The organism is Maricaulis sp. (genome assembly GCF_034670125.1).
Lineage (GTDB): Bacteria > Pseudomonadota > Alphaproteobacteria > Caulobacterales > Maricaulaceae > Maricaulis.
In genome coordinates, this window is the sequence record NZ_JAXMOC010000007.1 from 69,318 (window position 1) to 81,886 (window position 12,569).

Consider the following 12,569-nt stretch of genomic DNA (forward strand, 5'->3'; position numbering starts at 1 on the left):
CCCGGCACAGGCCACCCCGAACAGCGGCAATACAGACAATTTGTCTGACCCGATTTACCTTGTCTCGCAACACTTTCTTCTTGTTTCGGGTCCATGATGCAAAGTCGGACTTGAAGGATTTTCGTTGTGAGCGTGATCGGACTGAATGTTGGTCTTCTGACGGGGTGGTACAATTCACGTATCAGCGCCTCGCTGGCCTCGTCGTCTGCGCTGTCGACCGCGTCGTCCGCCCGCTCCCAGGCCCCCGCCGCCCCGGCGCCGTGGGAGGTCGGATCCCCGAACCTGATGACGCTCGAGGAGATGAGCCGCAAGGTTCTCGCCAATGGTGTGTTCTTCAACGATCCGGATCGTGAGTTTTCCGGTCTGGATGCACCGGATGACCACAAGCAGCTGTTCTCGTTGCACCAAGGCCTCAAGCGCCTGGCAGCACTGGCTGAAGAGGCCAAGGAAAAATCCACGGCGGACAGCCGTCGCTCGTTTCTCGACAAGAGTTTCCAGTCCGGCCTGGCCCAGCTGGATGGCTTCTTCGACGACATGGACCTGGAAGACCTGACCCTCCTGAAGGGGGAGCAGCTGTCCAAGATTGAAAGCGAAGTCGCAATTGCGCGCGGCACGTCGCAGTATACGACGGGCACGATCCACAAGGGTGATTTCGATGCCGAGGTCGCCAGCCTGACCGGTGATGTCCAGTTCTCGATTTCGGTGAAAAAAAGCGGCGTAACCCAGACCATCGACATCGATCTGGCCGACATGGGGGCAACGACCCGCAACCTCGACAATATCTCGGACCATATCAACACCAGCCTGGAAGCGGCCGGCGTGATCTCGCGCTTCGAACGCGCCAAGATTGGTGAGGAGAATGATGTCGGGGTCGTGCCGGGCAATAATTACGGCTTCAAGATTTCCGGCGTCTCCACGGAGACACTATCCTTCTCCGCCGCGGCGGCCGAGCCGGCGCTCTATTTCGCCGGCGTTTCCGGCATCAATGACAGCGCCGGCGGGCAGGTTGTAAAGCTGACCGATCTGGCCAGCGGGACGCCCCAGACAGGCTACACCACGCGCTTCAGCGCCGACCCGGACACCACGGAAGTGGAGGTTGTCGGCGGCGAAGAGGGCGAGACACGGATCAAGCAGGAAGATAATCCGCTCGAAATCCACGCGACAACGGCGTCGGCGGATGGCGGAATCTTCGTTGTCGGCCATGCCTCGGCATCGACCGATGGGCAAGTGCTAAAAGGCGAGCAGGACCTGGTCCTGGCCAAATATGACTCGACCGGCAATCGCGTCTGGAGCCGGGTGCTCGGCGCTGCAGAAAGCGCTCAGGGCCTGTCGGTCGCGACGGATTCCAGCGGCAATGTGGTTGTCGCCGGCAAGGTCGAAGGCGGCCTTGGCGACACGACCAATATTGGCGGCAGCGACAGTGTTGTCGTCAAATACTCTGCCAGCGGCGTCGAGCAATGGACGCAACGCTTCGGCGGAACCAAGGATGATCAGGCAGGCACGGTCGCCATCGCCGATGACGGCACGGTCTATGTGGCTGGCAAATCAGCGAGCGCGTTCGGCGACGACGCCCATGAGGGCGGCGCGACAGACGGGTATATCCGTGCGATCGACACCAGCGGCACCACCTTGTGGACGCGTCGGGTCGGGTCGACCGGCGATGAATCCGTGTCGGCAATCGCAATCGCCGAAGACGGCAATCTGGTGGTGGCCAGCAACGAGGACGGCCACGCTGTCCTGCGCAAGTTTGATGTCAGCGACGACACTTCGGCCGCGATCTGGGAACAGGATCTTGGCGATCTGGACGATGGCCGGATTGGTGGCCTGGCGATTGATGCGAGCGGGATCTATCTGACCGGCGCGGCCGGCGATGCCTTCGCTCCGACGGCTCCGGTATCGGCCCATGCGGGTGGTGTTCGCGATGCCTTCGTCATGAAGCTTTCCGATGGCGCCGCACCGACGACTGATTTTCTGACCTTTGTCGGCTCGGACAAGGATGACGGCGCCGCCGGGGTCCAGGTCCATGACGGCAAGGTCTATATCGCCGGCAAGACCCTGGGCGGACTCAATGGCGGGACCCTGACCGGTGAGCGCGATGCGTTCGCGGCACAGCTGGATGCCACGACCGGGGCGTTGGACTGGTCGACCCAGGTTTCCGGGCGGGGTGGTCTGGCCGATGCCAAGGGCGTCGCCCTGTCGACCACCGACGACAGCGTGCTTGACGCGCTTGGCCTGCCTTCCGGAACGTTGACCTATTCCGACAGCCGCGTGGTCACCGACCGCAGCTCGGCGCGGGAGGACGACTTCTTCTACGTGTCGGTCAATGGCGGTCGCCGCAAGAAGGTTTCCATCGACGCCGATGACACGATGCGCTCGCTCAGTTTCAAGATCAACGCAAAGCTGGTTCTGGACGGAACGGCCGATGTGCGGCGCTCCAGCGAAGGCGACATGCTGCGGATCAAGGCCGCCGAGGGTTCGACCATTGAACTCTTCGCCGGCAGTGAGGGCCGTGATCTCCTCAAGTCACTGGGCATCTCGGCCGGCGCAATCGTCAATACGGGCTCATTGCTGAACAAGGACGACCAGACCACAGATGGCCCGCCGCTGTTCGCCCTGGACCTGCCGACGGTGATGTCGCTGTCTGACCAGGATACGGCGGAGACGGCGATGGAGGCGCTGCAGGATGCCCTGTCCAAGGTCCAGCGGGCCTACCGGGACCTGACAATGGATCCCGCCCTGAAAGAATTGTTGAAAGGCCCGCAGGCCGGCAAGAAGGGTGGCACCGTTCCGGCCTACTACAACGCGCAGCTGGCCAACTACCAGGCCGGTCTGGCCCGTCTGAACTCCGGTAGCGGACAGTCCGGTGGCTATTTCTAGCCAGGCCGGGCCTCCAGCTGACTTTTTCCTACTAGACCGACTGCCTGCCGGCCGCCTTCGCGAACTGCATCACCAATAAGCGAGGTGCCGCACCGCTACCCACCGTGATCCCGGCATCAGCAGGCTCACGGAGGTCCCGCAGGTGCAGGCCGGCCGCCCGGGCCGCCGAACAGTAATCCGAGACCCCGTGATACCAGGCATCAACGTGTCGGAGTGTCCCATCAGCCTGTTCGAAGCGCGCCTGGCTGCCCTGCAACTGGCGGAACGGGTGAAGCTCGGCCAGATAGAGCACGCCCGCCGGGCGCAATACCCGCGCGGCCTCTTCGAAGACCGGTGCCAGGCTTGCAACATGTTCCAGAACCAGATTGCCGACAACTAGGTCGACCGACCCGCTCGCAACCGGCCAAGGGCGTGTCACATCGTGCTCGATGAATGTGACGTGGGAGCCGAGATTTCGGTCGCGGGCCCGGTCAAGCATGCCCGGTGAGATGTCCATCGCCAGGACATGGTCGGCCTGCTGTCCCAGCCAGACCGTATTCTTGCCGGTCCCCGCGCCGAACTCGACCACGCGTTTGCCGGCCAGGTCCAGACCGGCCTCGACGAGGCAAGTCGCGTCCAGATCGCGGGTCTTGTTGCTGTCGCTGTCGTACTGACCGGCCCATGCATCATAGGCGTGTCTTACAGGCGTGTCGGCGGACTGGTTCATGGCGGTGAGATGCCGCAACCGGCTCGATCGTACAAGCCGGTCGCACCAATCTGCCCGGATCAGGCGGTGCGATTGACCGCGATGGCGAAATTGCCGCCGCGCCCGGATTGCTGCGAGGCGCCGGGGCCGTAACCGCCAGCGGTGGAGCGTTGCCGGGCAGCCTCGTCGGCGATCGCCTTGACGACGCCTTCGGTGACGGTTTTCAGGGCGCCGACAATCCGGCCGTTTTCCGCCAGCGACTCGTGGAAGCGGGTGGTTGCGTCACGCAGGGCCTGCTTGATCGGAGCCGGGGCACCGGAGAAACGGGCCGGTTCCTTGCGGGCCCGGGCCACCTCGGCCCGATAGATATTGGCCAGCTGGGACTTTTCGTCCTGCAGGACCAGTGCCTCGTGCGGGCGGCGGTCCTGGAACAGGCGGGTTTCCTCGTTGATCAAGTCAGTCAGGCGACGAGTCAGCTTGAGCAGACCCTCAGCACGTTCGGCAGGGTTGCCAGCGGCAAGTTCGGTCATGATTAGATCTCCCCGGTTTCCTGGTAGCGCAGGATTTCTGAAGTCAGGCGGTCGGCAAGCCCAAGCCCGCCAGCCTGGGCCATCACCTTGGCGTATTCCTCGTGCAGCAGGCCGGTGAAGGCGCGCTCGCCGGACCCGCCGCCGAACGGGTTCTCCTCGCCGGTCTGAGCGAACATCTGCTCGATCATCTGCGACAGGAAAAAGCTCTCGAAGTCCTCGGCGATGGCACGGGCTTCGGTCTCGTTGCGAGCGCCGCCGACATTGGGAGCGCCCTGGGCGCGACCGGCGCCGGTGGCATTGGCGAGTTGCAATTCCAGCATGCCGTCCATGACTACAGCACCTCGATTTCGGCCTGCAGGGCGCCGGCCGCCTTGATCGCCTGGAGGATGGTGATCATGTCGCGCGGGGTGACGCCCATGGCGTTGAGGCCATCGACCAGCTGGCTCAGCGAAACGCTTTCCTCGAGCACGCCGAGCTGCATGTTGTCTTCCGTGACCGACACATCCGTGCGCGGCAGGACAACAGTCTCGCCGTCCGAGAACGGCGCCGGCTGACTGGCGACCGGGCTTTCGGTGACGGTGATGGTCAGATTGCCCTGGGCAATGGCCACGGTGGAAACCCGGACATTTTCGCCCATCACGATGGTGCCGGTATTCTCGTCGATGATGATGCGGGCCGGGATATCGGCTTCGACACGCAGCTGTTCGACTTCGGCCAGCAAGTCGATCATGTCGCCGTCAAAATGGCTCGGGCGCAGCAGGGTGACCGTGCTGGGATTGGTGGCCCGTGCCGATCCGGGGCCGACATAGGCGTTGATGGCGTCGGCCATGCGGCGCGCGGTGGTAAAGTCGGGATTGCGCAGCGACAGGCGCAGGCTGCCGCGACTGGCAATCTCCGCCCAGGGGTCGATGCCGGATCCCTCGAACGGGTTCTCGACCAGGGCGCCGTTGGCGATGCGGCCGGATGTCGGAACGCCGCGTGTAATGCTGGCACCGTCGCCGGCGGCCTCGAAACCGCCGACCGCGAGCGAGCCCTGGGCGACGGCCCAGGCCCGGCTCTGACTGTCAAACAGCGGGGTGGCGATCAGCACGCCGCCCTGCAGGCTGGAGGCGTCGCCAATGGCCGACACCGTCACATCGATGCGGCTGCCCTGCGAGGAGAAGGCCGGCAGCGAAGCCGTGACCATTACCGCAGCGACGTTGCGGGTATTCAGGTTGGCGTCGCGGGTGTTGACGTTGAAGTGTTCCAGCATCGCGTTCAGCGACTGGTTGGTGAAGGCGGCATTGCGCAAGCTGTCGCCGGTGCCGTCCAGACCGACGACCAGGCCGTAACCGACCAGGTGGTTGTCGCGGACGTCCTCGACATCGACCATGTCCTTGATGCGGGAGGACGCCAGGGTCGGCGTCGACAGGGACAGGGCGGCGAGAAGGGCGATGATCAGGCGCATTTTGCGGTCTCCGGAACAGGTTCGCCCACGACCTTGCCAGTGCCGTGCCAGTTTTCCGGATTTGGTTAATAAAATAAAACGTCGAAAAACAATGGGTTGACGAGTAGTGTGATGCTCGCAGGGGCGGAAAAACGCGCCACCTGCAATACCGCACCGGCAGATTTTGCCGATCCGGGCAATCGGGTTAAGTCTCTGTTAATCGCCCCGACCGCATCCATTGGATGTCATCACGAGGAAATGATTCCTGCCATGAAAGTCTCCGGACCCAGCTCCACCAGTTCCGTTTCCGCCGGCAAGCGCAAGACCACCTCGCGCGCGTCAGGCGAGGCGTTCAAACTGGACTCGCCGGCCAAGGCCGGTGCCGGGATGACGGCCAGCGGCGTTTCCTCCGTCCAGTCGGTTGATGCCATCCTGGCGCTCCAGGGCGTCGAGGATTTTACCCACGCGCGCAAGCAGGCGACCGATCGGGCCTTCGACATGCTGGACATGCTTGATGAGCTCAAGATCGCCTTGCTTGAAGGCGGTCTGCCGCGCTCCAAGCTGATCGCCTTGATGGACCTTTTGCAGACGCGTCGTGACGCGACCAATGATGCCCGGCTGGAAGCCGCGCTTGATGAGGTCGAGACACGGGCAGCGGTTGAACTGGCCAAGTTCAGCTAAATCGCGTTTTTGGACACAAATCATTCAAGGTTTTCGGCTATTTGCTCACTGTAGCTGGTGTGGCAACAGCGTCTCCACATTGACTTGAGCGGCTTGGTGCATATTCTCCGGCCCGCTTTCTGGGGGAGAGCGCTGTACCGCGTGGAGTTGAGTGGAAAGCGATGAGCGAAGCTGAACCGATCGAACTGCCCAAGGATTATTTCCCGTCGGAAGACGAGCCGTTCATGAATGACCGGCAGAAGGAATATTTCCGGCGCAAGCTCATGGCCTGGAAGGATGACATCCTCCGGGAAAGCCGTTCGACGATCACCAATCTCCAGCAAGACATGGGCGCTCTGCCCGACCTCGCCGACCGCGCCTCGACTGAAACGGACCGGTCGCTGGAGCTGCGTGCCCGCGACCGTCAGCGCAAGCTGATCTCCAAGATCGACAAGGCCCTGCGCCGTCTTGAAGAAGACGAGTACGGCTATTGCGACGAGACCGGTGAACCGATCTCGCTGGCCCGGCTCGATGCCCGGCCCGTCGCCACGTTGAGCCTCGAGGCGCAAGAGCGCCACGAGCGCAAGGAACGCGTCCACCGCGACAGCTGATCCGGTCACCGTCGAGCCCGATTCCGCCGGACATTCAGGTCAATCCCGCCATAAAAAATGGGCCGTCACGCGTGTTGCGCAACGGCCCAGTTGGTCCCGATGGTGGTGGGGATTGGTTGTCCTAGAACGGCATCAGGATGTCATAGAGTTCCTGGCCGTAGCGGGGGCGCTGGGCATCGGAAAGATGTCCGCGGCCACCGTAGGAAATGCGGGCTTCGGCAATTTGCGTGTGGGCGATCGTATTGTCGGACCCGATGTCCTGGGGACGCGCAATGCCGGTGATGAGAAGTTCGCGCACCTCGTTGTTCACGCGGACCTCCTGACGCCCGGCGATCACCAGATTGCCGTTGGGCAGGACCTGGGTGACGAGGGCGGCGACGGTCAGCGAGATGCTTTCGGTGCGGTTGACGGATCCCGATCCGGCCAGCGACGAGGTCGAGCCGAGGCTGGTCATCGAGGTCGGGTCGATATTGTCATTGAAGAAGCCGGTCAGGTCGGCGCCCAGGAAGCTGGTCAGGTCGCTGTCCTCGGCCGATGAGCGGCTGCGGTTGGTGGTGTTGTTCAGCTGGGCGCTGTCGGAGATGGCGATGTTGACGGTGACGATGTCGCCGACCTGGTCAGCGCGGGGGTCACCGAAAAAGGTCGGCGAATTGGCGTTCCAGAGCGAGTTGTTGGCGGATGCGTTTGTCGCGTGACGCTGCTGCGGCATGCGCGGCATCGGCATCGGCAGCTGCGACGGGCCGGTCCCGGCGAGTTCGGCCGGATTCTGGATCGGCGTCATCGGCGGGGTCTGGCCGACATAGGACAGACGGTCGGAAACAGCGCAGGCCTGCAGGGCAGCGGCGGCGATGACGAGGGTGGCGAGTTTGCGGATCATGGCGTGATCTCCTGGATCAGAAGCTGGCAGCCGGCGAGGTGCCGACGCGGGCACGACCCGGGCCGTCCACGAGGGCCTCCACCGTGCGGTTGGATTGCAGGTTGACGAAGCGGGCAACCTCGCCGTCGGCGGCATCTTCCATGGCGCGGGCGCGCACCGTCAGCTGGATGCCGGGGACCGAGAACATCAGGGTGACCAAGTCTCCGCGCTCGACCATCAGCGGGCGCTGCAGGTCGTAGCCACGCAGCGGTTCGTTGGGACGCAGGGCGCGGCGTGTCTCCATGCCGATCAGGGCGTCGGGGTCGAGGATGGCATCGGGGCGCAGACGGTCCGAGCGATGGCTGACCCAGGTGATGTCCGACGCCGTGATTTCCTGTCCCGAGGCGACCGGTCGTGCCAGGACCGGCAGCTCGATCGTGGCATAGGCACGCCCGGTGACGCGAACCGTCCGGCCCCCGTGATAGGGCGCGATCTCGGCGGCCAGCATGCCGGAGCGGCTGTCGAACGACAGGTCATGGATCTCCGGGCCGCCAATGCTGTCGAGCGGAGCGTGCAGGGCCATGGCGGTGCTGGACAGGTGCACTTCGTGGACCCGGCCTTCCGAGGCAAACAATTCGCCTTCCAGCATGGCGGCCAGCGTATCGGCCGAGACGACCCGGCTGGCGCGCTCGATGGACAGGCGACGCAGACCGCCGGCATTGGCCCATTCGAGGTCATTTTCCAGCGCGATGCGGCGGACATAGTTGACGTCCAGTGCCGTCCGCCCGCCCGGCGCCGGAGCGCGGGCAAGGACGATGTCGGCCTGCTCGCCGGTAATGTCGAACAGGTCGCCGAGCGTGATCTGGGCGTTGTCGACGCGGATGGTTTCGCGCAGCACGACCGGGTCGCCGGCCAGCGCGGAGGCGGTCGCAAACGGGGCCGTGGTGAGGCAGGCGATTGCGATGAGGCTTGTGCGGATCATCAATCTCTCCCGTTAGCGAAGGTTGGAGGAAGCGGCCATCATCTCGTCGGACGCGGTGATGACGCGGGCGTTCATTTCATAGGCACGCTGGGCCTGGATCAGTGAGGTGATCTCGGACACCGAGTTGACGTTCGAGGTCTCGACAAAGCCCTGGCGGACATCACCAAAGCCGGGTGATCCCGGTGTGCCGAGCGATGCAGATCCGGATGCGGCGGTCTCCAGGAAGAGATTGTCGCCGATCGCTTCGAGTCCGGCCTGGTTGAAGAAGGTGGCCAGTTCGAGCTGCCCCACGGTCTGCATGTCCGTCTGGCCGTCGATCTGAACCTGTACCTGTCCCTGGACATTGATTTCGATCTGGCGGGCGCCGTTGGGAATGGCGATGCCGGGGGCAACGGTGTAGCCCTCCGAGGTGACCAGCTCGCCATCACCGCTCACAGCAAAGTTGCCGGCACGGGTGTAGCCATCGGAGCCATCGGGCATTTGCACCCGGAAATAGCCTTCGCCGGACACGGCGAGGTCGAACGGATTGCCGGTATTCGACAGGGCACCCTGTTCGGTAATGCGATAGATGGACGCTGTTTGAACGCCCAGGCCGACCTGGACGCCGGTCGGCACAATCGTCCCGGCGTCAGAGCTGGCGGCGCCCATCTGCTGGACATTCTGGTAGAGCAGATCCTGAAACTCGGCCCGCTGGCGCTTGAACCCGGTGGTGTTCATGTTGGCCAGGTTGTTCGAGATCACTTCGACATTCAGCTGTTGGGCCTGCATGCCGGTGGCGGCGGTGGTGAGAGCACGCATATTCGGTCTCCTCCGATCAGATCCGGCCAAGGCGCTCGATGGCGCGCTTGCTCAGGTCTTCTGCTTGTTCAAGGAATTTCGAGACCGACTGATAGCTGCGCATGACAGCCATCATGTCGGTGAGTTCGAGGATCGACTGGACATTGGATTGTTCGACATAGCCTTGGCTGACCGTCGGATCGAGCATGGCCAGCGGCGCGTCGGCCGGGTCCTCGATCGGCGGGATCGTGTAGCGGCCATTGCCCTGCTTGGACATTTCCGAGCGGTTGGCGATCTCGAACACGCCGACCCGACCGATCTGCTGGTCGTTCTGCATGATCGTGCCGCCATCGACGATCTGGACACTGCCAGCCGAACTGTCGATCAGGATCGGGCCGCGCGTGTCGGCGTCGAGCACCGGCGACCCGTCGGATGCGACCAGCTGGCCGGCTCCATCCAGGCGGAAGCGACCATCGCGGGTGAATTGTTCCTCGCCATTCGTCTCGATTGCGAAGAAGCCATTGCCATCGATCGCGAGGTCAAATTCGCGACCGGTAAAGGCGAGCTCTCCCTGGCGGAAATCACGGGCCATGCCCCACGTATTGACGAACTGGACGTCGGACGGTCCGTCATCATGGGTGGCGGTCGGCGCCGCACGGTTTTCCAGCAGCAGGGATTCAACCTTGAAGCCGGCCGTGTTGGCGTTGGCGATATTGTTGGCCACGACATCCATAGACCGGCGAAGGGTCATCTGGCGCGAGAGGCCGATCATCATTGCGTTGTCCATCGGGCGGTTCCTTTCTGGAGCCTGGGGTCCGCCGTCGTCATTGCGCGGCAGTTGCCAGTGCTGCTGCACAGGCCGTGCCAAGGTTAATTTTCATGGAAAACAAGAGGTTGACGGGAGGGGCGGCGAGCGCCCGGCAAGCCTTTCCGGCAAAGACCGCCGCGGTGGGGGAAGAAGTTGCCGGGTCGCGGCCCATCACTACGAAACGTTAACCGCGCTGGCCGTTAATGGGATCAGATGATTCCCCCGACTGGGAGCCTGACGATGGCTGATGACAACGAAGAGATTGAAGACGACGCCGAAGGTGAAGAGGCGCCGAAGAAGAACCCATTGAAACTGGTGCTCTTTATCGGCCTTCCTGTCCTGATCCTGCTGCTCGCGGGTGTGGGTGGATTCATGATGTTCGCCGGTGGCGGCGATGACGAGGAACTGCACGCCGACGCCGGTCATGGTGAGGCCGCGGACGGCCATGGCGCCGCCGACAGTCATGCCTCTGACGAAGTATATTATTATGACCTGCGCGAGGGTGACGGCACTGAAGAGACCATCACCACCAATATCCGGTCGGCGACCGGCCGCCCGGTCATCGTCCAGCTGAAGATCACCTTTGAATCCAGCCGTGATGATCTCGGCCCAATCCTGGAAGAGCATGTCGATCCGATCATGGATCAGTTCATCATGTTCCTGCGGGAATTGCGCGAGGACGATCTTTACGGGTCGGCCGGCATGCACCGCGTGAAGCTGGAGCTGCTGCGCCGCGTCAACCTGGCTATCGAGCCCGCTCAGATCGATGCGGTCTGGATCCAGGAATTCATGATTGTCGACTAGGCCCATGACGACCAACGGAAAGCACACGCATGTCTGACGATATGGACCAAGATGCACTGGCGGCCGAATGGGAAGCCATGGCCGAGGACGGCGACGACCTCGACCTGGCGTCCGAATGGGAGGCCATGGTCGGTGCCGAGGATGACGAGCAGGACCTGCCGACCGTCGGTGGTGGCGCCGAGCGCATTCTCAACCAGGACGAAATCGACAGCCTGCTCGGCTTCTCGCTCTCGGATGACGATTCCGCGGACAAGTCGGGTATTCGCGCGATCATCAATTCCGCGCTGGTCTCCTATGAACGCCTGCCGATGCTGGAGATCGTCTTCGACCGCCTCGTGCGGCTGATGACCACCTCGTTGCGCAATTTCACCTCGGACAATGTCGAGGTCTCGCTCGACAATATTTCCTCGATCCGGTTCGGCGACTATCTCAATTCGATCCCGCTGCCGGCCATCCTGGCCGTGTTCCGGGCCCAGCAGCTGGACAATTATGGCCTGCTGACGGTCGACTCGAACCTGATCTACTCGATCGTGGACGTATTGCTCGGCGGTCGCCGCGGCACCTCGGCCATGCGGATTGAGGGGCGGCCCTACACCACCATCGAACGGATGCTCGTTCAGCGCATGATCGAGGTGGTGCTGGGCGATGCCAAGCAGGCCTTCGCGCCGCTGACCGATGTCGAGTTCGATCTCGAGCGGGTCGAGACCAACCCCCGCTTTGCCGCCATCGCCCGACCGGCCAATGCGGCGATTCTGGTCAAGCTGCGGATCGACATGGAAGACCGCGGCGGTCGAATCGAGCTTCTTCTTCCCTATGCGACTCTGGAGCCGATCCGGAAAATGCTGCTCCAGCAGTTCATGGGGGAAAAATTCGGACGTGATAATATCTGGGAAGGCCACCTGGCGACCGAGCTCTGGTCGACCAAGATGGAAGTCCAGGCCGTGCTCGACGAGCAGCGCGTGTCCCTGGGTACGGTGGCCAATCTGAAAGTGGGTGACACGCTCTATCTCGACGCGTCACCGAGCAGTGATGTCGAACTGCGCTGCGGTCAGGTCCCCCTGACCCGCGGTCGCATGGGTCGCATCGGACACAATGTTGCCCTGCGCCTGAGCGGACCGCTCTCGCCGGGCGCCAAGAAAGCCATGATGAGGTTTGCATGACACTCGCCGCCCTGATTTTTGAAGGCCTTGTTGCCGCACTCCTGATTGTGGCTGTCGTCATGTGCTGGCGCGTCGACCGCCGTCTAAGCGCCCTGAAGAAGGGCCAGGACGGCGTGCGTGAGTCGGTGATTGCCCTCAATGAGGCGACCGACCGCGCCCGGGCCAGCCTTGGTGCACTCGAGCGGGCGACCTCGCAGTCAGTGGATGTCCTGGAAAAGCGCGTTGGGGAAGCCCGCGCCCTGGCGGATGAGCTGCATCTTGTGACCGGCAGTGTCGACCGCAAGGCCGACAGCCTTGCCCAGCGCCGCGCTCCGCGCCGCCGGGCCGCCGACATTTTCCCCGACGGAGCCGGGTCTCGCATTATCAACGATCTCAAGGATGTGAGGTAGCACC

Annotated in this window: 14 protein-coding genes; 6 read left to right on the top strand and 8 right to left on the bottom strand. The window is 63.2% G+C overall.

Features of this window, described 5'->3' with window-relative positions; all coding sequences use genetic code 11:
• Positions 1-126 precede the first annotated feature (126 nt).
• The gene (locus VOI18_RS12610; protein ID WP_323762773.1) at positions 127-2,877 is read left to right on the top strand and encodes a hypothetical protein; all 2,751 of its coding nucleotides are present in this window, start codon (positions 127-129) and stop codon (positions 2,875-2,877) included.
• Between the two features lie 31 nt (positions 2,878-2,908).
• Here the strand turns inward: VOI18_RS12610 and VOI18_RS12615 are convergent, their stop codons facing one another.
• From VOI18_RS12615 to VOI18_RS12630, 4 genes are read right to left on the bottom strand one after another with little or no spacing between them, the layout of a single operon-like run.
• Entirely contained in the window at positions 2,909-3,583 is a 675-nt protein-coding gene (locus VOI18_RS12615; protein ID WP_323762774.1) for a class I SAM-dependent methyltransferase, read from the bottom strand.
• A 59-nt stretch (positions 3,584-3,642) separates the two neighbouring features.
• On the bottom strand, positions 3,643-4,092 hold the full coding sequence (locus tag VOI18_RS12620) for a flagellar basal-body protein FlbY (RefSeq protein WP_323762775.1): 450 nt from the start codon (positions 4,090-4,092) through the stop codon (positions 3,643-3,645).
• Positions 4,093-4,094: 2 nt separating this feature from the next.
• A complete protein-coding gene (locus VOI18_RS12625; protein WP_323762776.1) occupies positions 4,095-4,421 on the bottom strand; it encodes a rod-binding protein in 327 nt (108 codons plus the stop codon).
• A 2-nt stretch (positions 4,422-4,423) separates the two neighbouring features.
• The gene (locus VOI18_RS12630) at positions 4,424-5,539 is read right to left on the bottom strand and encodes a flagellar basal body P-ring protein FlgI (protein WP_323762777.1); all 1,116 of its coding nucleotides are present in this window, start codon (positions 5,537-5,539) and stop codon (positions 4,424-4,426) included.
• A gap of 249 nt (positions 5,540-5,788) precedes the next feature.
• Between VOI18_RS12630 and VOI18_RS12635 the strand changes: the two genes are divergently transcribed.
• Positions 5,789-6,199 carry a flagellar assembly protein FliX gene (locus VOI18_RS12635; protein ID WP_323762778.1) on the top strand — a complete coding sequence of 137 codons (411 nt, stop codon included), beginning with the start codon at positions 5,789-5,791 and terminating at the stop codon, positions 6,197-6,199.
• Between the two features lie 161 nt (positions 6,200-6,360).
• Entirely contained in the window at positions 6,361-6,789 is a 429-nt protein-coding gene (dksA, locus tag VOI18_RS12640; RefSeq protein WP_011643887.1) for an RNA polymerase-binding protein DksA, read from the top strand.
• Positions 6,790-6,910: 121 nt separating this feature from the next.
• Here dksA and flgH read toward each other — a convergent pair whose 3' ends face one another.
• Genes flgH through VOI18_RS12660 form a run of 4 tightly spaced genes read right to left on the bottom strand, consistent with a single transcriptional unit; the run spans position 6,911 to position 10,191 of the window.
• Positions 6,911-7,666: a flagellar basal body L-ring protein FlgH gene (gene flgH / locus VOI18_RS12645; RefSeq protein WP_323762779.1), complete on the bottom strand. Its 756-nt coding sequence runs from the start codon at positions 7,664-7,666 to the stop codon at positions 6,911-6,913.
• 16 nt (positions 7,667-7,682) lie between these two features.
• Positions 7,683-8,627: a flagellar basal body P-ring formation chaperone FlgA gene (flgA, locus tag VOI18_RS12650; RefSeq protein ID WP_323762780.1), complete on the bottom strand. Its 945-nt coding sequence runs from the start codon at positions 8,625-8,627 to the stop codon at positions 7,683-7,685.
• 12 nt (positions 8,628-8,639) lie between these two features.
• Positions 8,640-9,425 (bottom strand): flagellar basal-body rod protein FlgG, encoded by a 786-nt coding sequence (gene flgG, locus VOI18_RS12655; RefSeq protein ID WP_323762781.1) that lies wholly within the window; start codon positions 9,423-9,425, stop codon positions 8,640-8,642.
• Positions 9,426-9,441: 16 nt separating this feature from the next.
• Positions 9,442-10,191, bottom strand: coding sequence for a flagellar hook-basal body complex protein (locus tag VOI18_RS12660; protein WP_323762782.1), 750 nt, complete (start codon positions 10,189-10,191; stop codon positions 9,442-9,444).
• Between the two features lie 261 nt (positions 10,192-10,452).
• Between VOI18_RS12660 and VOI18_RS12665 the strand changes: the two genes are divergently transcribed.
• The 3 genes from VOI18_RS12665 to VOI18_RS12675 are packed head-to-tail and all read left to right on the top strand — an operon-like array spanning position 10,453 to position 12,565.
• Positions 10,453-11,016, top strand: coding sequence for a flagellar basal body-associated FliL family protein (locus VOI18_RS12665; protein WP_323762783.1), 564 nt, complete (start codon positions 10,453-10,455; stop codon positions 11,014-11,016).
• A 29-nt stretch (positions 11,017-11,045) separates the two neighbouring features.
• Positions 11,046-12,176 (top strand): flagellar motor switch protein FliM, encoded by a 1,131-nt coding sequence (fliM, locus tag VOI18_RS12670; protein ID WP_323762784.1) that lies wholly within the window; start codon positions 11,046-11,048, stop codon positions 12,174-12,176.
• Positions 12,173-12,565 carry a DUF6468 domain-containing protein gene (locus tag VOI18_RS12675; RefSeq protein ID WP_323762785.1) on the top strand — a complete coding sequence of 131 codons (393 nt, stop codon included), beginning with the start codon at positions 12,173-12,175 and terminating at the stop codon, positions 12,563-12,565. Before fliM ends, VOI18_RS12675 begins: the two co-directional genes overlap by 4 nt.
• Positions 12,566-12,569: the final 4 nt, after the last annotated feature.

Coding starts and splice junctions, on each gene's coding strand:
- dksA (WP_011643887.1), top strand. CDS start 6,361: ATGAGCGAAGCTGAACCGATCGAACTGCCCAAGGATTATTTCCCGTCG.
- VOI18_RS12620 (WP_323762775.1), bottom strand. CDS start 4,092: ATGACCGAACTTGCCGCTGGCAACCCTGCCGAACGTGCTGAGGGTCTG.
- VOI18_RS12625 (WP_323762776.1), bottom strand. CDS start 4,421: ATGGACGGCATGCTGGAATTGCAACTCGCCAATGCCACCGGCGCCGGT.
- flgG (WP_323762781.1), bottom strand. CDS start 9,425: ATGCGTGCTCTCACCACCGCCGCCACCGGCATGCAGGCCCAACAGCTG.
- VOI18_RS12635 (WP_323762778.1), top strand. CDS start 5,789: ATGAAAGTCTCCGGACCCAGCTCCACCAGTTCCGTTTCCGCCGGCAAG.
- VOI18_RS12660 (WP_323762782.1), bottom strand. CDS start 10,191: ATGGACAACGCAATGATGATCGGCCTCTCGCGCCAGATGACCCTTCGC.
- flgA (WP_323762780.1), bottom strand. CDS start 8,627: ATGATCCGCACAAGCCTCATCGCAATCGCCTGCCTCACCACGGCCCCG.
- fliM (WP_323762784.1), top strand. CDS start 11,046: ATGTCTGACGATATGGACCAAGATGCACTGGCGGCCGAATGGGAAGCC.
- VOI18_RS12630 (WP_323762777.1), bottom strand. CDS start 5,539: ATGCGCCTGATCATCGCCCTTCTCGCCGCCCTGTCCCTGTCGACGCCG.
- flgH (WP_323762779.1), bottom strand. CDS start 7,666: ATGATCCGCAAACTCGCCACCCTCGTCATCGCCGCCGCTGCCCTGCAG.
- VOI18_RS12615 (WP_323762774.1), bottom strand. CDS start 3,583: ATGAACCAGTCCGCCGACACGCCTGTAAGACACGCCTATGATGCATGG.
- VOI18_RS12675 (WP_323762785.1), top strand. CDS start 12,173: ATGACACTCGCCGCCCTGATTTTTGAAGGCCTTGTTGCCGCACTCCTG.
- VOI18_RS12665 (WP_323762783.1), top strand. CDS start 10,453: ATGGCTGATGACAACGAAGAGATTGAAGACGACGCCGAAGGTGAAGAG.